Here is a 24,038-nt window from a genome sequence, read left to right as displayed (position 1 = left end):
GCAAAGGGTCGTAATTTTTACGACCCTTTGCTTTTATGTTTATTCGGCAATCTCTTTATGCTTTGGAAAGAGTAGCGAGGCGATAATACTTAAGGCAAGTATACTGATGATCACAATCAGTGAATGCGTCGTTGTAAAGCCGACTTCTGCCAGCCAGTGATGTAATAACATCTTCAGACCAATGAACACCAATAGAAAAGCTAACCCGACTTTTAAATATTGGAACTTATGGATAATATTGACCAATAAGAAGAACATGGAACGTAATCCAAGGATGGCGAAGATATTAGAGAAGAATACCACATAAGGATCTTTGGTAACCGAGAAAATTGCGGGAATAGAATCCACTGCGAAAATTAGATCGGTAAATTCAATCACTAACAAAACCAAAAATAGAGGTGTCATGTATTTCACGCCATTCTCGATATGGAAAAAGTGACCACCATCTAATTTTGGGGTTACCTTGAAATATTTAGACGCAAATTTGACAACAGGGTGGTTTTGAGGATCGACCTCTTCCTCTTGGTTCCGATTGATAAACATCTTAACACCTGTGAATACTAAGAATGCACCAAAAACATATAGAATCCAGCCAAATTTAGCGATTAAGGTTGCGCCAAGGAATATAAATAGAAACCGCATAACGATGGCACCAAGAATCCCCCATACCAAAACTTTATGGTAGTATTTTTCGGGAATTCCAAATGATGTGAAGAGCAACACCATAACGAAAATATTATCGACAGAGAGCGCATACTCAACAACATATCCTGTTAAATATTCCAAGCCTAGGTTGTTATTATAGACGGCTAAACTTGCGGCAAGATCGCCAGGAATAATTTTAATATCGTGGTGATGTTTTGTAATGACTTCCTGCAGATGGTTTAGGTCTTGGATATTATGCAATTCAAATCCATACTGACGGAGCAACCAATAGAAGCCTAATGAGAATAATACCCATACAGCACTCATAATTGCGGCAGTCTTTAAGCTAACGGGTTTATCGCCCTTGGAAAATAGTCCAAGGTCAATTGCTAGCATCAGTGCAATGAAGATCAGGAAACCTCCAAAAAACATTAATTCGTGACTCATTATTTTTTTCTTTCTGTTGTATATTTTACCAATTGAAGTAATCCTTCTTTGTATTCGCTATCTGGAAAATCTTCTAGGATGCGAAATGCATCTTGTTGATATTCCAGCATTTTGTTTGTTGCATAGGCTAGTCCGCCGCTGTTGCGGACAAAATCAATAACTTCAGCCACCTTTTTGGGGTCTTCGTTATGGTTTCGAACCAGATTGATGATTCGCCGCTTTTCGCTAGAGCTTGTCTGATTTAAGGCATGGATCAACGGCAATGTCATTTTCTTCTCTTTGATATCATTTCCCAGGGGCTTACCCACATCATCCAGACCAAAATCAAATAAGTCATCTTTTATCTGAAAAGCAATACCAATTTTCTCTCCAAATTGATGCAATTTCTCTACCGTCTCTTGATCAGCATTGGATGAAGCAGATCCACAGGCGCAACAGGAAGCAATTAATGATGCTGTTTTCTTTCGGATGACCTCAAAGTATATGGATTCTTCGATATCCAGTTTACGCGCTTTTTCGATCTGGAGCAGTTCTCCTTCACTCATTTGGTCGACCGCTTCCGAAACAATTTTTAACAGATGATAGTCCTGATGTTTTACAGAAAGTAGTAAACCCCTTGACAGTAAAAAATCACCAACCAGTACCGCAATTTTATTTTTCCAGAGTGCATTGATTGAAAAGAAGCCTCTACGTTCGTAAGAGTTATCCACGACATCATCGTGAACAAGCGAAGCCGTATGCAGTAATTCAACCAAAGCAGCACCGCGGTAGGTAGATTCATTAATCCCATTGCAGATGCCCGCTGAAAAAAATACAAACATCGGTCGCATTTGTTTGCCTTTACGTTTGATCAGATATTGCGTGATACGATCCAACAAGGGAACGGAGCTTTTCATCGATGCTTTGAATTTCTTTTCAAAAGCTTCAAGTTCGTGGATAATAGGGCGTTGGATCTCTGTTAATTTTGACATGAATTGGAATGAAACACCAAAAAAGTTAAAGCTTAAAGATAGTAATTTTGTTACAACTCATCGACTGCTTGCTCAAGATTTTTGTACCATTCTTCTCCATAAGTACGGATCAGGGGATCCTTTAGAAATTTGTATACAGGCACCTGTAGTTCTTTGCCGAAACTACAAGCGTCTTTGCAGATATGCCAACGGTCATAATGAAGGACATCAAATTCTGGATAATGCGTTGTACGGATAGGATAGAGGTGACAGGAAACAGGTTTCCGCCAGTGGATTTCACCCAGTTCATATGCCTTTTCGATTGCACATTTGGTAATGCCGTTTTCCCAGGTTACATAGGCGCATTCCTTGTGCCCATCAACACAGGTTGTGGTTAAATCACCATCTACGTCAATGACATATTTTCCTTGTTCTTCGATGGCCTCAATACCCTTCTCTGTCATATAAGGCTTTACCTTGGGGTATATTTCCTCCAGAATTGCCTTTTCACTTTCTAACAAAGGTGCTCCCGAGTCTCCCTCGATACAGCATATTCCTTTACATTTTGATAGATTGCACACAAAATCATTGTTAATCAGATCTTCATGTACCAACACATTTCCTACTTCAATCATTCTAATTATTTTGAGTAGCTTGCTTTTTGTCCCAATTTATATTTTAGTCCGCTTGCTTCCAGAAGTTCCAAGGTAACAGAGCCAATTAAAATATCGACGTTAGCCTTCACTGGAATACGGTTACCATCATTGGTTACCCAGAGATAAAGCTTGCTATTTTTTTTAAAGATACGTCCCGGTTTAATTTCGGGACTGAATTTAAGGCATTCCAATGTGCCCAATTCCGTTTTTATTTTTTCAATTCCAATATACTGTATGCCCAAGGTGGCTATTTCATCATTCAGAAAGTAAGTCAGTTTAAAGGATTCACCAGGCTTGACCGAAGTTAAGTCCAGATTGCGGGCGAAATAATAGGACGATAGTAAATCAAAGGTCTGATCGACCTTGGATGTAAATGTTCCTTTATTACCGACCACAGTATGTGTATCCTGATTGAAACGTACTTTGTCGTTCCGTCTGTAGCCTCCCTCACGGATGTTTTCTGTATAATAGTAAGGCAAAAATGTCTTGCTATTTATATAAGAGTTGTATTCGTTTCTTACGGTATAGATGGCAAAAGCTCCTGCTGTTTTACCAGCGGCATACAGATGAAAGGAGGGATTTCCAAATCCGTCTTTCGTATCGCCAACAGTCAACGTTCCCGTTGCAGCTGAAATAATTCCATAGCGGAGTTTATACTTTAATTTCTCTCCACCTTTAAATGCAGATTCCTTTAAATGGGGTAAATCTTGAGCGAAAACTGTACTTACAAAAACTGATAAGTAAAGGAGCAATGTCGATATAAGTTTCATGTACGTAAGTTTACGAAAATTGTTTGAAAAAGAGATGTTAATTTCATCAGAATAAATTGTGTTTTTAAGGTGATGAAACCCACATGAGCCAGCTGCTTATGCTTGTTTGTCAGTCGCTTTTGGCGCTTGAGGACTTCTTTTAAAAACTGGAACCGTTGAACAAGGTTCTCCATACATAATACTTTTCGCTACTTTACTGAGTTTCACCGTGAATTGGACAAATGTCGATTCAGGGATATAGGTATCTCCACAGCCCTTAACAACTACCCTTTGATCCCGAAACTGTTCCATATCAATTTGGTCAATGGCGGCGGCATACTGTATACGTAACAACTCATCTAAATCGCCAAAGACAACAGTCGACGCATACGGCTCTAACTTATTTGCCAGTAGCATATAAGCCCATGTTGGGATAATAGCATCTGCGCTACAGGTTATGGCAATATGCTTATTTGTATATTGTGACCAATCGTGTGTTTTGATGAACTCGCGGAAATCTTTTTCCCTTAACATCAGACCATGGAACAAATTTTCCTTGATATCATATAGGACATTGTCGGTCTTCGGATGATAATCTGCCAGATCAACTGTCACTAATCCACTTTGTGCAACTTTATTGACAATATTTGTTTGAATTTCCATAACTATTCTATCAAAAAAAAGCCGGACGATAATTCGTCCGGCTACAAATTTACTTAAAAATCTTCTAAAAGAATTTCACTCTATTGTCAATGATTTCAGCTTTGTCTTGTAATGCACGGAAAATAGATCCCCAAGCACGTTGCGCTTTAGCTGCAAGCATTTGTTTCTTTTGTCCGTTGATATCGGAGATCGCTGATGGATTTGTGAAACCATTTACCTGTACGACATACACACCTGTATTTCCTTCAATTGCTTTAGAAGGTTTGTTTGGTTGAAGTCCAAAGACTGTACCTACTACAGCGTTCTCTAAGGCTACACCAGGAATAACAGGATTGGCAAATACCACATTCTCCACGTGGATAGCAGATTTGCCGACTTTTTGAGCTACTTGATCAATTGAAGAAGCTCCAGCTAAAGCTTTGCCAAATTTTTCTTTTAAGACTTTAGCTTTAACCATATTTTTAACTGCAGGCTCGATATCTTTTTTCACAGCGTCCAGAGAAAGTACCCCTTTCGGTTGCACATTCACCAAACTCGCTAGGATATAAGAAGTTTCAGTTTCAAATACCTTATCTGAGATGTCACCTTTTTTAGCTTCGAAAGCCCATTTTATTAAATCGCGTGGAGCTTCTGTACCATCAAGTACATTGTCCATTGCTGTCACACGTGACGCAGTTTTAGCTTCTAGACCAAGTTTCTTAGCCTCTTGTGCGAAGTTCTGAGCCGTTGCAGCAGATAAGAAAGCTGTGGCTTTACTATGTGCATTATTTAAAGTCTCTTTACCACTATTGATGACTTTATCGATGATAGCGACCTTAGCATATTTTGCTGTACCGATTTGTTTCTCAATTTTGATGATATGAACACCAAACTGAGATTTTACAACTTTAATGTCTCCAGCTTTACCTTCAAATACTGCTTTTTCAAATTCAGGTACCATGCGGCCCCTTGTAAAAGTACCAAGCTCCCCACCATTTGTTTTACTTCCCGGATCACTGCTGAACTGAATAGCCAAAGCTGCAAAGTTATCTCCTTTTTGAATCAATCCTTTGATTGAATCAGCTTTTGCCAATGCTTTGTCAACACCACCTTCAGCAGTAGCATCCAATAGGATATGCGAAGCCTTTACTGAATCTGGCCCTACGACAGTTGAAACCACTTTCGCAATTTCGTAAGCGCCATTGCTTAGGAATGGACCTACCGTAGTACCTGAAGCTACATTGAAGACTACCGAATCCAAAGATGGACTCAGTTGGCCTTTTTTCACATACGTGAAAGGATATTTGTTGTCCGAATTGATAGATGCAAATAATGAATCATCTTTTGCAACAATAAGGTCTTGTTTTAACTTGTCAATAGCTTCTTTTACTGCCAATGAATCTTTTGCAAGAGGTTTTGCATCGACTGTAACGTATTGGATCGCGCGTGTTTCCTCTTGTGTTTTGAACATGCTTTTATGTTCATTATAGTATTCTTGGAAATCGGCGTCAGTCACTTTAGCCTCAGCATCTTTTACAGAAGCGTAGTCTAAAAGAATGTATTTGAAGTTCGCCAATTTATTACGTTCTTGGTATTCTTCGTTTGCTTCCAATGAAGTTACGTATACACTGTTCGAAAGCAATTCGCCATACTTGCTGCTTAGACGTTCATCTTTCACACCCTCAAGTAAAGCTTCCCACTGATCAGCCATGGCTTGGTTGCCAGCTGTGTTGATTTGGCTTATAAAAGTTGACAACTGACCACGGTTAAATTGTCCAGTTTGTGGGTCAGTAAATGCCTGAACGATCTGAGCTGAAGGATTCGGACCTTGTACTAGATCATTTAATTCCTTACTACCTACTGTCAAACCGATTTTTTCAATCTCTTTTCTCAAGATTTCTCTGGATAAGAATTGATTCCAAACCTGTTGTACGGCGTATGTTCTCATTTGAGGAGTAACAGCGCCACCCATTTGTTGTTTGAACATTTCTTCTGCTTGTTCTACCTGTTGGTTGAACGCAGGATATTCAATTTCAGTTCCGTTGACTTCCCCTACACGATTTTGATGTCTAGCCCAAAAAGGAGCCCCTCCTCGAACGACATCGCCTAGTAAAAATGCTAAAATTGCGATAGCCATGGCTGCGGTCAAGATGACACCAGCTTTGTTACGCAAAAAGCCCATTAATCCCATAGTCTGCTTATTGTGTTTATATTGTGTAAATACTTGTATTTCGTTAATTTATGCATAGCATAGCAAAATGCGGTGCAAGATACAATTTTTATAAAAAAAAACGGAATATTTTCCTGAATGTAATAAAACAAATTTGAAAAGTATTTGTATTGCGCTATTTTTTATTGGAGATGGTCTTGATCAGGTGACTGTAATATCCTTTAAGAAATCTGTGACAGAGTTGCTTACAGGATCTACTTGCAGGTACATATCTTTAGGCTAGTAAATAACATACGCTCTCTATCTACCTATGGATGGAAATAGACTGTTATCCTTGATGATGACAACACCAGTGGCATTCTGTATATTGGCATGAAGCAAATCCTTGTCAGAAGTAAAAGATGATCCCGAAAGGTTACCCCGTTGGTCTTTAAAGAATGCCGTGACAGGGAGATTATTGTAAAAAGTCTTATTGGGGTCTTTTGCACCTTCATCATAAACGATTTCCTCCGTTTTTAGAATAGATCCATCAGCCATGGTGACAATAACATTTTTGGTAAAGACTGTTATTTTCTCTTTTTCTTTCCTGATTGCATAGTCAGAGGTGATGCGTTGGGTTTCCTTTAGTTTCTCATCATAGAAGATGATTTTTATGCTTTTTGGAAACTCATAGACTTCTGTGCTATCGTGTTTGATCCGCATTTCGGGTGCGGTAAGGTTAGCTTTAACCCGGGTTGAATCACTATAGATGACATCGACATGGCGTGATATGTCTACAGCTTCTTCTTTTTTTAAGTTGGCGATTCGGTCGACTTCCTTTAGATCTGGCTCACAGGAAGTCAATAAGAGCGCCCCTAGCAAAAATTGAATTACCAGGGGCGATATATTTTGTAATATGGATAGTGCAGATACTTTGCGTACCATTATCTTAGTCAAATTGATTTCTTCTAAACCAACGGTCATTTAGCGTAAAGCCAATATTAAAGTTGATATAACGTTCACGTAACAGACCATTGGCTACTTTACCCATTTGGCCGAATTCTGCTGAGAAATTGATCTTCGAGAAAGCACTTGAATATTGCGTTCTGGCTAATGGTAAGCCCACACCCACCGTTATGGCCATATCATTGATATCTTGACCAGCTAGAAAATACTGGGTTTTGTTGTATCTAAAACCAAGACGATAATCTACGTGGTTCAGATAGTTGAGCGAAGATCTATCAGGTGTCAACTGACCACCAACTGATACGCCATAATTTTTGCGTAGCTCGCCCTCACCATTTCTGACCTGAAATCTTGACCAATCTGCATATTTGAAATCTGCCCCAACCAACCATTTTCCATTTCGTGCAAGGGTAACACCTATATTGTGTTTTAATGGAAGTGTCAAATGTCTGCTGGTGCGCTCAGACATATAGGTTGTATCTATTGGAATATTTTGATTGTCTGGATCTGATGATGGTTGAGTCCTTGTGTCGAATATTGTTGTTCGCTCTTTTATATCGTTATTCAGCGATCCCGAATAGCCAAAGGTCAAGGCATACTCTTTTCCTATAGGCTGTTCGTATTGTAAACCATAATCAAAGATAATACCTTGGATTTCACGTTTATTTTGACGTTGCGGATTCAAAGCTCCAGAGGATAAAGGAAATTCAACACGGCTATAGTCATTTAATGTACCAAATAGGTATGACATATTCGCACCGATGCTCAATCCTTTATAAACACGCACACCCCAACCTGCATAAGCTTTTGTGAGGCCACCTTCACCCGTAAAAACCTTGTTGAAGGTTTCCGAATTAATGCTTTCCTGTGAGTTCGTACGATAGCCTACATCCGAAAACGGCAGTAGTCCCAAACTTATACCACCAAACTTTTGCATTGGAAAAGTCATGGTAATATGGCTAAATGCAAAATCAGCAGTATTCGCAGATCTGGTTGTTGATTTTAATTGCGTGTAGTTGCCATACAGCCCTGCGTCAAATACACTAAGTCGCGCAGCGGAGTAAGATGCTGGATTGCTCGGGTTGGTATTGTAATAGATGCCATCTAATGTACGGATAGCCGTACTGATACCACCCATCGCTCTATACTGAGGTAATAAATCTTCACGTATCTGACCTATCCCCAATTGAGAATAAGGTGAAGCGGATGTCGTTTTTTGGGCAAATGCGGTAGTAGAACTAGCTAAAATTCCACCTGCTAACAACAGTTGGAGTGATTTATTTCTTAGAGAGCTTATAAAGCGTTTCTGCATGGTCAACCTATAAAATTGAGAAACTAATGTTTATTTAGTTTTTGTGAAATCTTTGAGTTTTTTGACTCGTGTAATTAAATGTTCTTTGCTTTTATTCGCATACAAAACTATTCAATTTTTGTGAGCTTGTTAAGCCGATTTTGTTAAAAAAGGTTAAAGGCTTGTTGTACAAATGTTTAGAAAAATTGAAAGTAGATTATGGTTAATGTGATGATTGCATACACGACTTCAAAAAACCATTTCTTTTTGGCGTAGGTGAAGTAATAGGCCATATAAATTGCAATCGGTGGAGCACAGAGTAAAAAGTGAGCCTCAGTTAATTTCTTATTCCAATAAAAGGAGGCTACAGCTAGGCATAACATGAAAAATAACAACTGAAAGGATTTTCGGATATGCACAATACTCTTGAAAAAATTATCTTTGAGGATCAACAAGAAGAGGATCAGTGTAAAAAGCACTGGGACGAGTACCAGGTAATCAAATAATTGGATACGGATGGCCGTTGGGAACTTGTAGGTGAATGGCAACCATATGGTGTAAAACAATTCCATTTTTCCTACCCATAAATAGATTACGCCTAGTATAAAATAGATTGTCGCCAATCCCAATAGAGGTGTGATCCATTCACGCCAATTGAATGGCCTAAAAATAAGTAGGGCGATCCACAGGAGGAAGAACATGCTCAAAAAAGGAAAGTAGATCAGACTTCCTATGCCAACAATCATCCCAAGATCGAACATTTCCGCCTTTACGTCCGTCTGGCGATAGAGAGAAAGCAATTTGCTCAACATCCAGATCGAAATAAAGTTACAGATAAGGGTGGGAGACAGAACCAGAAAGGGTAAAAATAAACTGGCCAATGTCATATACATCAATGCAACCAAAAAACTAGGTTTTCCCAGTAAGTTGAAATGGCTTGTGATCCGATTCAGTATCGTTGCCTGAAAAATGGTCAGGATCAGTGTGATAAAGACGTTTGTTGCCGGGGAGAGGTTGATTAAATTGTTTTCACCCAGTAAATTCCCAAGAGCAGGTTCAAAAATTACAGAATCAAGTTTATCCGGCAGATGCAAGAATATGCCAAGGCACAATACAAACCCCACAAGGGATAAAAATAAAATATTTATTGGTGTATAATTTCTGAACTGACTTATGATCATGGTATGCGATAAACAGTTGACTATTTATTCTTTTTTTCCAGTTTCGTTATGCGGCGGTCAAGCAAGAAAAGAAAGAAGGCTAGACCTATAAAAATGACCAACATCACGAGAACAACCACATAGATTTTGCCCTCACTACGTAAGCCCGTTGCCATATCAACGTCATCCTGCGCAAATGTGCTTAACGTTGATAATATTAATAATGCAATTGACAATGTTATTTTTTTCATCCGTATAAATTTGTTTTTCAGTTGTGATGAAGCTATCAGATTTATTCACAACTCGGTGTGATTGAATAAATCATGATGGTTTCATCCTATTTATTTGTCTTTTAATGGCTGATTAGGACCTGCGTAAATAAAAAAGCACTGTTTGCCAGTATTATTTACGCTTTGGTTTTATCAGAGTTCTATTTTTTATCGATGTTGTCACCACATGAAATCCAGTGTTAATTTATGCTGGAGAATGTTTTGGTGATTGCTATTTTAATCCCTTTTTATTGAGCCTAAGCTCGTTGTTGACCGGGGATCTCTTCAAAGACATGAAAAATACCCTGCCTCTTATTCTTATTGCTGATTACAACTAGCTTTCCTGTTCTTTTCTTTCCAATAAACGTACTCTATAGCGGAGTGAACAGATCCAGAAAGCGATCATCGGCCATCCGACCATTGCAGCATAAAATGTCGGGCGAAGCTCGTTACTCATTTGTAGCTGGCCAAAAGTAGCATTACCACCACTTCCGGGGTGAAGAGAGTCTGTCATCTTTGGCAGAATATAGAGCAGCACAATAATGATCGGAAATGCAAAGATATTGTAGATGGCAGATATTTTCGCTCTTTTTTGCTCTTCTTCAAGCGCATTGCGGAGTACGAGGTAGGCCAGATACATTAAAGTCGCTATTGCCGAACCATTTAATTTGGGGTCATTTGGCCAAGGCTCACCCCAGGTAATATTTGCCCACAACATTCCTGTTGCCAAGCCAAAAAAACAAAAAGTAATACCCGTGTTGACCGCTTCAATAGCCATAAGGTCGTATTCTTGTTTTCCTGTATTGAGGTATTTGATGCTATAAATAACAGAAATCAGGTACATCACGATCATTGCCGACCACATCGGGACGTGGAAATAGACGTTTCTGATACTTTCGTGAAGGATAAATAGGCGGGGAACAGGGCCTAGAAGACCATTGATAATGACTGTGCAGATAATCAGGACCGCTAATATTTTCCACCATTTTTTTCTCATGGTAAATTGAATTTAATGTGTTTTCAATTCTAAAATTTAATCTCGCCAAAGGTACGGAAATAACAATAAAGAAATAGTGATCGTGATTACATTAATTGCGAGTAATACAATTATTTCTCTTGTACTTGCCGCCCTTTCCAGGCCTTCTATGGCATTGCGGGAGAGCTTGATCAATACGATCAATAAGGGGATGATAGCCGGAAAACTCAAAATAGCCATGAGCGTACTGTTGTTTCCTGCTTTGGAACTTATGCCAGAAATCATGGTAAATACACTGGCAAAACTTATACTACCCAGAATGACTGAAATAAAATATAATGTAGGATCCCCAAGTGGGTTTTTGAATATGATTGAATAGACAAAATAAGCAATGGTTGCCAAGATGGTCATCAATAACATATTGTAAATAACTTTGGCGAGAATAATCGCCCTTGGGTCAACTAGTGAATAGTAATAGAGCTGTCGGTTGGGATTTTCTTGAACAAAACTCTTGTTTATTGCATTGATTGAAGCGAATAACATGATAATCCAAAACAATGCATTCCAAACTGTAGTATCTACTGATTTGAATGCCTGATAACAAACAAATACAGTAGATACGACATATAGTAGGATTCCGTTGATGGCATATTTTGATCGCCATTCCAGAATAATGTCTTTAAGAATCAAAGTTTTTACCTGTTGCAGTAAAGTCATATCCCGCAAAGATACAAATGTATTTTAACCACAGGAGGTGGTTAAACCATCAATTCTTAAAAAAATGTTTTTTTTACTTATGCATTAGAAATTTTTGATTTAGCAGCATCGGTTGTGTTGTCGATTTTACTTGCTAAATTCTGTGCGGCATTGTTTGCGTGGTCCAAAGCCTCTCTACCGGCTTCTTTTGCTTTGTTTTTCAATGCATCAGCATCATCTGAAGCTTTACTGAATGCAGCTTGAGCTTTTGATTTTAAGTTGTCCAACTCAGCAGAAGCTCTGTTTGCTAACTTTTGTGCTTTTCTAGCTTCTTTTCTCGAAAGATCCTTCAATGACTTAGTTAAGCTTTTGATGCCATCATTTGCACGATCTAATTGTTTTTTCCCGTCATCGGTTCCTAAAAGATACCATGCAGCAGCTCCCGCAGCTAATCCTACCAAAGCAAATGCCACTAATCCATTTTTATTTTTCATAATTCTTCTATTTTATTGTGTATTCAAATGATAATCAAGTATGATACCAAATGAACAATCTCTGGAACAATTTGTTTAAAAAGAATCAATAATTAACAAAATTTTACATATCTACCTTTTGCTGTTTGGATTGCAAGGTGTACAGGTGTCTATAGAGACCACTTTCTTTTTGTAGCAACTCGAAATGTGTTCCGCTCTCCGAAACAACCCCGTTTTCGACCACGATGATTTTGTCCGCATCGACGATTGTAGAAAGTCTGTGCGCAATGATAACGGAAGTACGGCCACGCATTAATTCTTCTAGGGCATCTTGAACTTGACGTTCAGATTCTGAATCTAAAGAGGATGTTGCTTCATCTAAGATCAAAATAGCTGGATCTTTGAGTAGTGCACGGGCGATGGCGATGCGTTGACGTTGTCCACCAGAAAGTTTCACACCGCGTTCTCCGACGATGGTGTCATAACCTTCGGGAAAACCTAATATAAATTGATGTGCATTGGCACGTTGGGCGGCCTCAGTTATTTCGGTTTCGGTGGCATCTAATTTACCATAAGCGATATTCTCGCGGATAGTTCCGCCAAATAATAAAACGTCCTGTGGTACAATGGCTACCTGGTTCCGTATATCACAGAGGTCAAAGTCTGAGGCGGGCTTGCCATCATACAGTACCTCACCTTTATTGTTTGTATAAAATTGCAATATTAAAGATGCAATGGTTGATTTTCCGGTTCCACTAGGGCCTACTATGGCAATTTTATCGCCGGCATTGGCTGTAAAGTTAATGTCTTTGAGAATTTCGTTATCCGGTCGGCTAGGATAGGCAAATGCCACATGATTGAAGCGGAGATCTCCACTCATCTTTTTACGGATATCTTTACAGCTCGGTTCAACCTTGATATCTTCCTGTGGTTCATCAAGAATTTCTAGGATCCTTTCGCTGGCTCCTAGTGAGCGCTGTATGTTTGCGTATAATTCTGGGAAACTACCCATTGATCCGGCGACAAACATAGAATACAGGATATAAGTCGTTAGATCACCAACAGACATCTCGTGGATAGATACTAATGCTGCACCATACCAGATGACGGCTATAACAGCTCCGAAAATACAGAATATGATAAAGGAAGCAAAGGCACCCCGAAAGGTTGCTCCTTTAACGGCTAATTTGACAACAGAATCCATCTGATTACTATAGCGGTTGAATTCAAAGTATTCGTTCACAAAAGCTTTTACATTGCTAATCCCCAATAATGTTTCCTGAACAATACTATTTGATTCCGCCATCTTATCCTGAGCCTGTCTCGATAATTCGCGGATGAATTTCCCGAAAATAATAGCTGCAACCACAATAACAGGTAGTATGCATAGATTCATCAAGGCCAATTTGGGTGATACCCAGACCAACAGAAATACACCAAAACAAAGACTGATCAATTGTCTTAAAATTTCAGCCAATGTGGTCGTCAGGGTGTCCTGGATCTGGGATAGATCTGCGGACAATCTGCTGTTTAATTCCCCAACACGACGGTTGGCGAAAAATTCAATTGGCAAGGTGATGAGCTTATGATAGGTGTCTTTACGGATTTTCGCCAAAGCACGTTCTGCGATCTCGACAAAAATACGGATACGGAAAAATGAAACAACCGAGGTGAACGATAGAATAACAAAAGCGATCCCGCCAATGTAATAAACTTCAGAAGTTAACCAGCTATATTTTTGCTTTCCTTGAGCAGCATCAATCATGGCACCCAGTAGTGCGGGGAAAGTCAGCATTGAAAGACTGGATAATGCCAGAAATAACATTCCAATTCCAAACTTAACCCGATAAGGCCTTAAATAGGTCATTATTTTCGAAGCCCGTAATAGGAGCTCCTTATTTAACTTTGGTTTTGGTAGATCTTCTTCTTGTTTATTACCACTATTGAAACCTCTTGCCATAATCCGCTACTTCAATGTTTTGTTGCGAGGACAAATGTAAAGAGATTAAAAATATTTTGCTATCATACTTTGGTCAATTTTTTAGCTTTTTACCTATTTTAATCAACTAAAGTTATATTTTGACCTGTTTTATTGGTACATGTCACCGATTGATGGGGGAGATCCAAAAGGACTAGCCTGAATTCTTGCCGCTGAGCGTCGATTTTTGGGTATGGCTACGATACAATAAGACTGCTAGAATAATAATGACAAGCAAAGCGATGTAAAGCCATAAATTACCGGCCAGACCCTTTCCCGCTGTTTTGTCCAATTCTGTCCGCAGTCGCTCATTCTCATTTTGAAGCTTGTTGATCGTGCCCATATAAGCGGAGATCTGTTTATCATATTCGGTCGCCATCTGTCGAAATTTGTCCTTTTCGAAATCTTTTATTTTTAACAGCTGCTGCGTCTCCAAAAAAATGTTGTTGTCCGTGATCACGACATCCTTCAGGATATCGATGCTTTTTTGCATATCACCTTTGGATTTGAATAGGCCAAAAAGGCCTGTTTTCTGGGTAAGGCTGGTGTCGTAGGCGCCAAACTTTTGTTGCCGAGCATCGAGTAGGCTGTTGACACGTTTACGTTGTACCTCAAAAGCGCTGGAATCTGCATTTTCTTGCGCATTTAAAAGGCCAATGCTAAACAATAGAAGAAAAGATAGTACTGTGTGTTTTAAAGATTTCATACCTAAATTTGACCAATCAATCTGAAATTAACGTTGCTGAAATCGCCTCAATTTGTCAAACTGCAAAGCAGGATTGGCAACTCCGCTAAATCAAGTGTTAAACTGCCAAAAGCCCGTTACGCATTTTAGGGACAGATTGAAATGAATAAACTATTTCTAGGAATGAATTTATGAAATTAATCTTTAAATTCTATACGAATGACGTTGGAATCGTCGTCGTGAAGCCCCAAGAGTTGGCTTGCATTTCCTTTGTTGATGGCAATTTCTAAGTAATTACTAATACCAAAAAGACACAATTTTTCGCCCTCACCAACTTCGTTATAATGCCAGGAAAGATTGGTGATTGTTTCGTTGCGTTTGAAATACAAGATAAAATTTCGTCCCTTTTGGACTTTATTGAACAGGTCTTTGGAAATATTGGTAATGGCATTGCCAAAGGCGTCTACATAAATGACATTGCCGCGGATCATGTCTTTGTCAAAGATCGGTTGTAACGTGACTTTTTCGATCAGTTGATGCATGGGGGTGCCGACATCTTTCAGTTTGCCTCCTTTTGCAATATGGCAGGCCGATTTCGAAAGAATATCAGCAAGGGGAAAATGGAGGTATCTCAGGTCCTGCATCAAATTGAGTTCGTACAATTCCTGTGGTTCATTTCCATTTAACAGTAAGCTGAAAATGCCATTGTCTGCACCAACAAAATAATGATCCCTGTATTTCATGCCGATGTATTTGGATTCTTCATGAAAGAGGGTGTTGATGCCGATGATATGTACCGTTCCTTTTGGGAAATAATGATACGCATTGCCAAGTACAAAAGCTGCGCGTGGAATATTGAATGCTGGGATCTCGTGGGTGATATCGACAATGTTAACATCAGACAACTGCGTTAAAAGGCTCCCTTTTAGCGCAGCTTGATAAAAATCTTTATGTCCTAGATCTGTCGTTAACGTAATTACTGCCATTATAATCTAAAGTAGACCGAATTGCTGTCAAATTCCCTTTTTGAATGAATAGAAATAGATCTCCTGTCTTTTGCATATTCTGTTCCTGAAAATCTATTCAAATAGAGGACAAAATTACTATTTATCAGCTGATTTGTAAAGCTAATTGAAGAACTTATTTTGAATATATCTTTTTTCAATTGATATACACAAACATAGCTTCTATTTCTACTGTAAAGAATTGATTTGTGTACCTTGAAGATTCACGTTTAAAAGCGAAACTTATGTATGAAACGCAAAAAAAATAATTTGGTTTTCTTTTTGCAAAAATCTCTGTGGGATGGCGTATTTTCTCATTAGAATACGTTAATTTTGAATAGTATTACGTATAAGAGCTATTGCGTAGTAGCTACAATCTAATTATTTCTAAAATAGGATAAAATTTGAACGAATTACTAATTGCATTAGATGGTCTGAATTTACCCATATTATGGGGAGCAGACAATGAGCACTTTGATTATTTGAAGAAACAATTCCCAAAACTGCGGATTGTAGCTCGTGGAAGTGAAATGAAAGTGTTGGGAGATGCGAAGGAATTGGAACTATTTGAGCAATCGTTTAAGGAAGTTATGGCGCATCTAGAGAAATTCAACAACATTACCTTGTTGGATTTTGAAAATCTCCTAGGGGCGAGCGCAGGCTCAGCCGCGCAGCAGGAAAAGGAGATTGCGGCCAAGAATGCGGCATTTGGTTCTGAACCCATTGTTTACGGACCTAATGGTGTGATTGTTCGGGCCCGGACGCCTAACCAAAGACGGATGGTTGATAGTATTTCAAAAAATGACATCTTATTTGCCATTGGCCCAGCGGGAACAGGAAAAACCTATACGGCTGTTGCATTAGCGGTAAGAGCGCTTCGCAATAAGGAAATCAAACGGATCATCTTGACCAGGCCGGCTGTAGAAGCTGGAGAAAACTTGGGTTTTCTACCCGGGGACCTGAAAGAAAAGGTCGATCCTTATTTGAGGCCACTTTATGATGCGCTTGACGATATGATCCCCGCAGAAAAACTAAAAGGATATTTAGAAAACCGTACCATCGAGGTTGCACCATTGGCATTTATGCGGGGGCGTACCCTTGATAACTGTTTCGTTATTTTAGATGAAGCCCAAAATGCAACGGATATGCAGTTGAAGATGTTTTTGACTCGTATGGGACCCACCGCAAAATTTATTGTTACAGGTGATATGACGCAGGTCGATCTCCCCAAAAAGAATCAATCCGGACTTTCGACATCGATCCGTTTGCTGGAAAATATTGAAGGTATTGATATTATTCACCTGAGTGGCGGCGATGTGGTTCGTCATAAATTGGTGCGACGTATTTTGGAAGCATATGGCGATATTTAATCAATAACTACTGACATAAGAATTTTACTTTGAACATGAACGCTATAAAAGAAACAAATTTCAATTTCGAAAATCAGACGGCTTTTTACAGAGGAAAGGTACGTGATGTGTATACGATTGCCGATACCTACTTGGCGATGGTGGCTTCTGACCGTATTTCAGCATTTGATGTGGTACTTCCTCGCCCTATCCCTTATAAAGGGCAGGTGTTAAATCAGATTGCAGCTAAATTTTTGAAAGCGACAGCTGATATTATCCCCAATTGGGTTGTATCCGTACCAGATCCTAGTGTGACTATTGGTCAAATGTGTGAGCCGTTTAAAGTAGAAATGGTAATCCGTGGCTATTTATCTGGGCATGCTTGGCGCGAATATGCCGCTGGTAAACGTGAAGTCTGTGGCGAATCTCTTCCTGAAGGACTAAAAGAGAATGATAAATTACCAGAGCCAATTATTACCCCGACGACGAAAGCAGCTGTAGGTCACGATGAGGACATTTCTCGCGCAGATATTTTGAAAAAAGGTATTGTAAGTGAAGAGGATTATATGCAATTGGAGAAGTATACCAAAGCATTGTTTCAACGCGGAACTGAAATTGCAGCACAAAGAGGATTGATCTTAGTGGATACCAAATATGAATTTGGTAAAAAAGATGGCAAAATCGTTTTGATTGATGAGATCCATACGCCGGATTCTTCCCGTTATTTCTATGCAGATGGATATCAGGAACGTCAGGAAAATGGTGAGGCACAAAAGCAATTGTCAAAAGAGTTTGTCCGGAAGTGGTTGATCGATAATGGTTTTCAAGGTAAGGATGGGCAAGTGGTTCCCGAGATGACAGATGATATTATTGCTTCAATTTCCGAACGCTATATTGAGCTATACGAACATATTGTTGGAGAAAAATTTGTCTATCCTGATCAGGAAAATGTACTTGAACGTGTGGAAAGAAATGTGGCAAAAGCCTTAAAAGAGCTAAATTATTAGTACATTGTATCCTCAAACTAATGAAATAGAATTATGAAGTACACTATTGATAAACACGATCGTTATATTGTCATAGAGCCTCATGTTGAAGTGATAGATGCCGATAATGCAGCTAAATTGAAGGGGGAGTTTTTGTTGCGCAATACGATTGGTCAACGCAATATTGTTTTGGATATGATTCACGTACAAAAGACGGATGAAGTGGGTATTCGTTTGGGGATACTGGCACATCGTTTATGTCAATCTGTTGGCGGCGTATTTATTTTAGTCAATCTTTGTCCTAAATTAATGGATATGGTTCGTGTGTCGCACTTGGATAAATCGATAAAGATTGCTCCATCACTAAAGGTCGCTGAAGATTTAATCTTTGCACACGAATTGGAATCTGAATATCGGGGGACAATTGAGGATTAATATGAAGTTTGAAGTTCTAATATTAGGAAATAGTTCCGCGACACCGATGTTTGATCGTCATCCGACTAGCCAAGTGTTGAACTTTAATGAACAATTGTTTTTGATCGACTGTGGTGAGGGTACGCAAATGCAACTCAGCCGATATGGAATTAAAAGCAATCGCTTAGGACATATTTTTATTAGCCACTTACATGGAGATCACTACTTAGGTTTGGTTGGGCTGCTCTCTTCGATGCACCTTGTCGGACGCAAAAGTGATCTTCATCTATATGGCCCTGCTGCCTTAAAAGAGATTTTGGATATACAATTTCTACATTCTGAGACAGTCTTACGTTATAATCTTATTTTTCATCCGATTTCACCCGACGAGCCCGGTGTTATTTTTGAAAATCGAACGATGAAAATAAGCACATTCCCTTTAACACATCGTATTGCCTGTACCGGTTTTCGCTTCGATGAAGGACCAAGAGCCCGCACCCTACTCGGTGATGTGGTTCAGACACTCAATATTCCCACAGTCTATTATCCTACCATAAAGAAAGGGATGGATTACGTGGATGAAAATGGTAATGTTTATCCAGCAGACCAATTGAGCTTACCCGCGCCTAAATCCAGAAGTTACGTATATTGTTCGGACACGGTACGTACTGCTGACTATCTGCCCTATGTTCAGCATGCTGATCTTATGTATCATGAGTCTACATTCCTGCATGATATGGTAGACAGGGCCAAGGAGACTTTCCATACAACAGCATTGGAGGCTGGGGAGATCGCAAAAGAAACCCATGCAAAGAAATTATTGCTGGGACATTATTCAGCCCGATACCGGGATTTGAACCCTTTATTGGAAGAGGCACGAACGGCATTCCCAAATACCGAACTTTCTATCGAAGGAAAATGGTTTTTAGTTTAGTTTTTTGTGCGTTTTATACCACATTTCTACCATCAAATGCTTTTTAAATTGCTTATTATATTGCTTTTGATAAACAATTTATCTAAGTTTACGGCTCTAATTTTTTTATAATGGATAATCCATTCAACTTAAACAACCTATTACGGGAAAATATCAAGAAGCTCGTACCTTATTCGTCCGCTAGAGATGAATTTAAAGGGGAGGCATCCATATTGATTGATGCTAATGAAAATCCTTTTGGATCCCCACTAAACCATGATTACAACCGATACCCAGACCCTCTCCAACATCAAGTCAAAGCAAAACTTTCAAACATAAAAGGAGTACCTGCAGAAAATATCTTTTTGGGTAATGGAAGCGATGAAGCTATTGATATTTTATACCGTGCATTTTGTACACCTGGTGTGGACAATGTAATTTTAGTTCCACCTACCTATGGTATGTATGAAGTGTCTGCGAATATCAACGATGTTGCCTTCAAGAAAGTAAACCTAACAGCAGAATATCAATTGGATTTGGACGGTATCGCTAATGCGATAGATGCACATACCAAGCTGATTTTTATCTGTTCACCGAATAATCCAACAGGAAACTCTATCCGTCGTCAGGATATAGAAACGGTATTGAATAATTTCCAGGGGCTTGTTGTTGTCGATGAAGCTTATATCAATTTTTCCGCCGTGAAGTCATTTACACAGGAACTGGCCGAATATCCAAACTTGGTGGTATTGCAGACTTTATCTAAAGCATGGGGGCTTGCGGCGCTGCGGTTGGGCATGGCATTTGCAAGTAAAGAAATTATAGCAGTTTATAATAAAATTAAACCACCCTATAACATTAATCAAGCAACACAAGATATCGTGCTGGAGGCCTTGAATAATGTGGATCAAGTCAATGACTGGATCAAAGAGACTGTTTCGGAACGTGAGAAACTGGTACGCGAACTACTCGAACTGGACTATGTACAATATATTACTCCTTCTGATGCCAATTTTATCTTGGTCAAGATGGAACAGCCGAGAGAAGTCTACGATTATCTAGTTCAGTATGGGATCATCGTCAGAGATCGGTCTAAAGTGGAGCTTTGCGAAGGCTGCTTGCGGATCACAGTCGGGACACCTGCAGAGAACAGAACTTTATTAGAAAAACTTAATCAAATCAATAAATAATACTATGCCTGATAACTTAAAACGTGTACTGTTTATAGACCGTGACGGAACATTAATTTTGGAACCAGAAGATGAGCAGATTGATTCTTTTGCAAAATTAAAATTCTATCCGGGTGCTTTACAGTACCTGCCACGTATCGCGAAGGAACTGGATTTTGAATTGATCTTGGTTTCCAACCAAGATGGTCTAGGGACATCTTCCCATCCGGAAGAAAACTTCTGGCCTGTCCATCATTTTGTGCTAGATACGTTTGCGGCAGAAGGTGTAGTATTTGCCAAGGAACATATTGACAAGACTTTCCCACACGAAAATGCAGATACACGTAAACCCGGTATTGGCATGCTCGGTGAATATTTTGACGCTTCAAAATATGATTTAAGTCAGTCGTTTGTTATTGGTGACCGCGTAAATGATGTTAAGCTTGCTCAAAATCTTGGTGCAAAGGCTATCTGGTTGCGTGCGAATGATCAATTGGGCGCATTGGAAAATGTGGACATTGACCCTGCAGTCGTAGCTTTGGAGACAATGGACTGGAAAACAGTTTATGAATTTCTGAAATTGGGAACGCGCACTGCCGAACATCATCGTAAGACGAATGAAACGGATATTTTTATTCAATTGAACTTGGATGGCTCCGGTAAATCGGAAATCGAAACAGGATTGCCCTTCTTTGATCATATGTTGGATCAAATAGCCCGACATGGTGCATTGGACTTAACGATCAAAGCTAAAGGCGATCTTCATATAGATGAGCACCATACTATCGAAGATACAGGGATTGCTTTGGGAGAGGTGTTCTTGAAGGTATTGGGAGACAAGCGTGGTATTGAACGCTACTCTTACACCTTACCAATGGATGATTGCTTGGCACAGGTCGCACTGGATTTTGGTGGACGTAATTGGATTGTATGGGATGCTGAATTTAAACGTGAGAAAATAGGTGACATGCCGACAGAGATGTTCTTCCATTTCTTTAAATCATTTTCTGATGCCTCCAAATCAAATCTAAATATCAAAGCTGAGGGGGATAACGAGCACCATAAGATCGAAGCAATCTTTAAAGCTTTTGCTAAATCTATTAAGAAAGCAGTACGACGAGATGCGGATCATATGCAACTACCAAGTACAAAAGGTGTTTTGTAGTTTTTACTTTATAGTTGTCTTTGTGACGCAGCTATAAAACTAAGATATTGCCCTTATAGGGTAAGAAGATAAAAAAGTTTGGGCTAAAAAGAAAAAGATGAAGTAGGTAAGCCAGCGGCTAACGTAACTAAAGTCTCAATACTCCATACTCAATACTAAAAAAATGATAGGAATTATTAACTATGGCGCTGGGAATATCTTTTCCCTGACTGCTGCACTAGATCGGGTAGGGCTGACCTATGGTATGATCAATACTGCGGATGAGATCGATCTTTACGATCGTATTATTATTCCAGGAGTAGGACATGCCGGAGCAGCCATGAATAAATTGCGCGAGTCGGGATTAGTACCCTATATTAAAGAACTGCGTAAACCTGTTTTGGGTATCTGTGTCGGCATGCAGCTTTTGACTGAATATTCAGAAGAAGGTGATGCCGGGATGTTGGAGTTATTCCCGTTGAAGACGTTACATTTTGATGCCGGAGTAGCGGGCAAAGTGCCTCATATGGGCTGGAATAGCGTTTCAGTGCAAGCAAATAATCCTTTATTTGCGAATATTGAAGATCAGACTTATTTTTATTTTGTGCATTCGTATTATATTGAATATGATACGACGTTTACAGCCGCAAAATGCGACTATGGGTTACCATTTTCAGCAGCCATTTCCAGAGATAATTTCTTTGGTGTACAATTTCACCCGGAGAAGTCGGGGAAAGCAGGTGAGCAGTTGCTGCTCAATTTTTCAACTATTCAAATAGACTAAAAATATTCGATTATGTATATCATTCCAGCAATTGACGTTTTGGACAAAAAAGTTGTCCGTTTAAGAGAGGGTAACTACAACGACGTTACGACTTATGATATTAGTTTGGAGGCGCAGATAGAAAACTATCGTGCGAATGGTACTGAATTGGTTCATATCATAGACCTGAATGGCGCCAAAGGTGATTTTAGTAACCAAGCATATTTGTTCGATATTATTCAGAAGACAGATATGAAAATCCAATATGGTGGTGGGGTAAGGAGCATTGAAAAAGTAAAGGAATTGGTGGATGCTGGTGTGTACCGTGTTATTGTGGGTACACAAGCAATTACGAATCCTTCTTTTTTAGAGGAACTAGCGACTTTAAATGAGGGGAAAGTGAAATATGCGGATCATATTGTGATTGCAATTGACGTATTGGATGAAGTGATCAAATACTCAGGTTGGTTAGAGAGTTCACCGATTAAATTGATTGAGTATATTGATAAATGCTTGGTTTTGGGTTTCTTTAGGTTTCTATGTACCGATATTAGCAAAGATGGTAAATTGGGCGGTGCAGGTGTAGAATTATATCAAAAACTGTTGAGCCATTCACCAATCATTAAGCTGATTGCTTCTGGTGGTATTAGCTCGATGGACGATATTCAAAAACTTCAGGAACTGGGCGGAGTAGAATCAGTGGTTGTAGGAAAAGCAATCTATGAGAATAGAATCTCCATCGATGAAGTCAAAGATTGGAACCTTAAATCATTAATCAGATTTTAACATGCTGGCAAAACGGATAATTCCTTGCTTGGATGTTAAAGATGGACGTACAGTAAAAGGAGTCAATTTTGTAGACTTGCGCGACGCCGGTGACCCTGTTGAATTAGCCTACGAATACTCCCAACAAGGAGCGGATGAGCTTGTTTTTTTAGATATCGCGGCTACACATGAAGGGCGCAAGACGACAATAGATCTTGTCAAAGCAGTAGCTCGTCAGGTGAATATTCCTTTTACGATAGGTGGTGGTATCAATGAAATAAAAGATGCCGATATCCTGTTAAATGCTGGGGCAGATAAGATATCCATCAACTCTGCGGCTGTGCGCAACCCTGAACTGATCAATCAAATGGCTGCTGCTTTCGGTGCCCAGTTTGTTGTGGTTGCAGTAGATACAAGGTCAATTGAAGGTCAAGATTTTGTTCACTTGAGTGGTGGACGTATCAAGACGGAGATCAATACCTTGGATTGGATATTGGAAGCACAGGAACGCGGTGCTGGGGAAATTCTCCTGACATCAATGGATCACGATGGTACGAAGAATGGGTTTGATAACGGATTCTTAAAAGCTGTAAACGATCGCATTCATATACCGTTAATTGCATCGGGTGGCGCTGGAAATCAACAACATTTTGTCGATGTCTTCCAACAGGCCAATGTGGATGCTGCCTTAGCTGCTTCCGTATTCCACTATGGGGAAATATTGATTCCAGATCTTAAACAGACCTTACGGCATAATGGTATAGTCGTAAGGTAGTTTTGGAGCAAGGATCAGGGAATA

The 24,038-nt window shown here is 39.4% G+C and carries 25 protein-coding genes; 9 read left to right on the top strand and 16 right to left on the bottom strand.

The window, feature by feature from the left end; translation table 11 throughout:
• Nucleotides 1-39: 39 nt before the first annotated feature.
• The 16 genes from AC07UV_RS04780 to AC07UV_RS04705 form a co-directional block, all read right to left on the bottom strand.
• Complete coding sequence (locus AC07UV_RS04780; protein WP_282250469.1) at nt 40-1,092, bottom strand: TerC/Alx family metal homeostasis membrane protein; 1,053 nt, start codon at nt 1,090-1,092, stop codon at nt 40-42.
• Nucleotides 1,092-2,063, bottom strand: a complete 972-nt coding sequence (locus tag AC07UV_RS04775; RefSeq protein WP_120261403.1) for a polyprenyl synthetase family protein — start codon at nt 2,061-2,063, stop codon at nt 1,092-1,094. The genes AC07UV_RS04780 and AC07UV_RS04775 overlap by 1 nt, the downstream gene beginning before the upstream one ends.
• A gap of 50 nt (nt 2,064-2,113) precedes the next feature.
• Nucleotides 2,114-2,677: a DUF3109 family protein gene (locus AC07UV_RS04770; RefSeq protein ID WP_120261404.1), complete on the bottom strand. Its 564-nt coding sequence runs from the start codon at nt 2,675-2,677 to the stop codon at nt 2,114-2,116.
• A 5-nt stretch (nt 2,678-2,682) separates the two neighbouring features.
• Nucleotides 2,683-3,468: a DUF3108 domain-containing protein gene (locus AC07UV_RS04765; RefSeq protein ID WP_223583759.1), complete on the bottom strand. Its 786-nt coding sequence runs from the start codon at nt 3,466-3,468 to the stop codon at nt 2,683-2,685.
• Between the two features lie 96 nt (nt 3,469-3,564).
• Nucleotides 3,565-4,110: a DUF2480 family protein gene (locus tag AC07UV_RS04760; protein WP_495182900.1), complete on the bottom strand. Its 546-nt coding sequence runs from the start codon at nt 4,108-4,110 to the stop codon at nt 3,565-3,567.
• A 64-nt stretch (nt 4,111-4,174) separates the two neighbouring features.
• A complete protein-coding gene (locus AC07UV_RS04755) occupies nt 4,175-6,280 on the bottom strand; it encodes a peptidylprolyl isomerase (RefSeq protein WP_282250466.1) in 2,106 nt (701 codons plus the stop codon).
• A 279-nt stretch (nt 6,281-6,559) separates the two neighbouring features.
• On the bottom strand, nt 6,560-7,183 hold the full coding sequence (gene lptC, locus AC07UV_RS04750; RefSeq protein ID WP_282250465.1) for an LPS export ABC transporter periplasmic protein LptC: 624 nt from the start codon (nt 7,181-7,183) through the stop codon (nt 6,560-6,562).
• Between the two features lie 4 nt (nt 7,184-7,187).
• Nucleotides 7,188-8,516 (bottom strand): BamG family beta-barrel-assembly machinery protein, encoded by a 1,329-nt coding sequence (gene bamG / locus AC07UV_RS04745; protein ID WP_282250464.1) that lies wholly within the window; start codon nt 8,514-8,516, stop codon nt 7,188-7,190.
• Nucleotides 8,517-8,692: 176 nt separating this feature from the next.
• A complete protein-coding gene (locus AC07UV_RS04740) occupies nt 8,693-9,619 on the bottom strand; it encodes a DUF6427 family protein (RefSeq protein WP_495182899.1) in 927 nt (308 codons plus the stop codon).
• A gap of 77 nt (nt 9,620-9,696) precedes the next feature.
• On the bottom strand, nt 9,697-9,906 hold the full coding sequence (locus AC07UV_RS04735; RefSeq protein ID WP_495182898.1) for a CcmD family protein: 210 nt from the start codon (nt 9,904-9,906) through the stop codon (nt 9,697-9,699).
• Between the two features lie 352 nt (nt 9,907-10,258).
• Nucleotides 10,259-10,921, bottom strand: a complete 663-nt coding sequence (gene ccsA, locus AC07UV_RS04730; protein ID WP_495182897.1) for a cytochrome c biogenesis protein CcsA — start codon at nt 10,919-10,921, stop codon at nt 10,259-10,261.
• 36 nt (nt 10,922-10,957) lie between these two features.
• Nucleotides 10,958-11,617, bottom strand: coding sequence for a heme exporter protein CcmB (locus AC07UV_RS04725; RefSeq protein ID WP_282250460.1), 660 nt, complete (start codon nt 11,615-11,617; stop codon nt 10,958-10,960).
• A 77-nt stretch (nt 11,618-11,694) separates the two neighbouring features.
• Nucleotides 11,695-12,090: a hypothetical protein gene (locus AC07UV_RS04720; RefSeq protein WP_282250459.1), complete on the bottom strand. Its 396-nt coding sequence runs from the start codon at nt 12,088-12,090 to the stop codon at nt 11,695-11,697.
• A 103-nt stretch (nt 12,091-12,193) separates the two neighbouring features.
• Nucleotides 12,194-14,029: an ABC transporter ATP-binding protein gene (locus AC07UV_RS04715; protein WP_495182896.1), complete on the bottom strand. Its 1,836-nt coding sequence runs from the start codon at nt 14,027-14,029 to the stop codon at nt 12,194-12,196.
• A gap of 172 nt (nt 14,030-14,201) precedes the next feature.
• Nucleotides 14,202-14,753: a hypothetical protein gene (locus AC07UV_RS04710; RefSeq protein ID WP_495182895.1), complete on the bottom strand. Its 552-nt coding sequence runs from the start codon at nt 14,751-14,753 to the stop codon at nt 14,202-14,204.
• 176 nt (nt 14,754-14,929) lie between these two features.
• Nucleotides 14,930-15,718 (bottom strand): SAM hydrolase/SAM-dependent halogenase family protein, encoded by a 789-nt coding sequence (locus AC07UV_RS04705; protein WP_120261416.1) that lies wholly within the window; start codon nt 15,716-15,718, stop codon nt 14,930-14,932.
• A gap of 422 nt (nt 15,719-16,140) precedes the next feature.
• Between AC07UV_RS04705 and AC07UV_RS04700 the strand changes: the two genes are divergently transcribed.
• From AC07UV_RS04700 to hisF, 9 genes are all read left to right on the top strand, one after another.
• Nucleotides 16,141-17,106: a PhoH family protein gene (locus AC07UV_RS04700; protein WP_223583768.1), complete on the top strand. Its 966-nt coding sequence runs from the start codon at nt 16,141-16,143 to the stop codon at nt 17,104-17,106.
• Between the two features lie 35 nt (nt 17,107-17,141).
• Nucleotides 17,142-18,092 carry a phosphoribosylaminoimidazolesuccinocarboxamide synthase gene (locus tag AC07UV_RS04695; RefSeq protein WP_495182894.1) on the top strand — a complete coding sequence of 317 codons (951 nt, stop codon included), beginning with the start codon at nt 17,142-17,144 and terminating at the stop codon, nt 18,090-18,092.
• 33 nt (nt 18,093-18,125) lie between these two features.
• Complete coding sequence (locus tag AC07UV_RS04690; protein ID WP_104385068.1) at nt 18,126-18,506, top strand: STAS domain-containing protein; 381 nt, start codon at nt 18,126-18,128, stop codon at nt 18,504-18,506.
• Between the two features lies 1 nt (nt 18,507).
• Nucleotides 18,508-19,419 carry a ribonuclease Z gene (locus AC07UV_RS04685; protein ID WP_282250455.1) on the top strand — a complete coding sequence of 304 codons (912 nt, stop codon included), beginning with the start codon at nt 18,508-18,510 and terminating at the stop codon, nt 19,417-19,419.
• A 110-nt stretch (nt 19,420-19,529) separates the two neighbouring features.
• Nucleotides 19,530-20,588, top strand: a complete 1,059-nt coding sequence (hisC, locus tag AC07UV_RS04680; protein ID WP_495182893.1) for a histidinol-phosphate transaminase — start codon at nt 19,530-19,532, stop codon at nt 20,586-20,588.
• A 4-nt stretch (nt 20,589-20,592) separates the two neighbouring features.
• On the top strand, nt 20,593-21,732 hold the full coding sequence (hisB, locus tag AC07UV_RS04675) for a bifunctional histidinol-phosphatase/imidazoleglycerol-phosphate dehydratase HisB (RefSeq protein WP_282250453.1): 1,140 nt from the start codon (nt 20,593-20,595) through the stop codon (nt 21,730-21,732).
• 163 nt (nt 21,733-21,895) lie between these two features.
• Nucleotides 21,896-22,495, top strand: a complete 600-nt coding sequence (hisH, locus tag AC07UV_RS04670) for an imidazole glycerol phosphate synthase subunit HisH (RefSeq protein WP_495182892.1) — start codon at nt 21,896-21,898, stop codon at nt 22,493-22,495.
• Nucleotides 22,496-22,507: 12 nt separating this feature from the next.
• Nucleotides 22,508-23,260, top strand: a complete 753-nt coding sequence (locus AC07UV_RS04665) for a 1-(5-phosphoribosyl)-5-[(5-phosphoribosylamino)methylideneamino]imidazole-4-carboxamide isomerase (protein ID WP_223583775.1) — start codon at nt 22,508-22,510, stop codon at nt 23,258-23,260.
• Between the two features lies 1 nt (nt 23,261).
• Entirely contained in the window at nt 23,262-24,014 is a 753-nt protein-coding gene (hisF, locus tag AC07UV_RS04660; RefSeq protein WP_495182891.1) for an imidazole glycerol phosphate synthase subunit HisF, read from the top strand.
• The last annotated feature ends 24 nt before the right edge of the window (nt 24,015-24,038 follow it).

The sequence above is a fragment of the Sphingobacterium sp. GW821-FHT03E03 genome (assembly GCF_059420745.1).
This window is presented reverse-complemented; position numbering and strand designations above follow the sequence as displayed.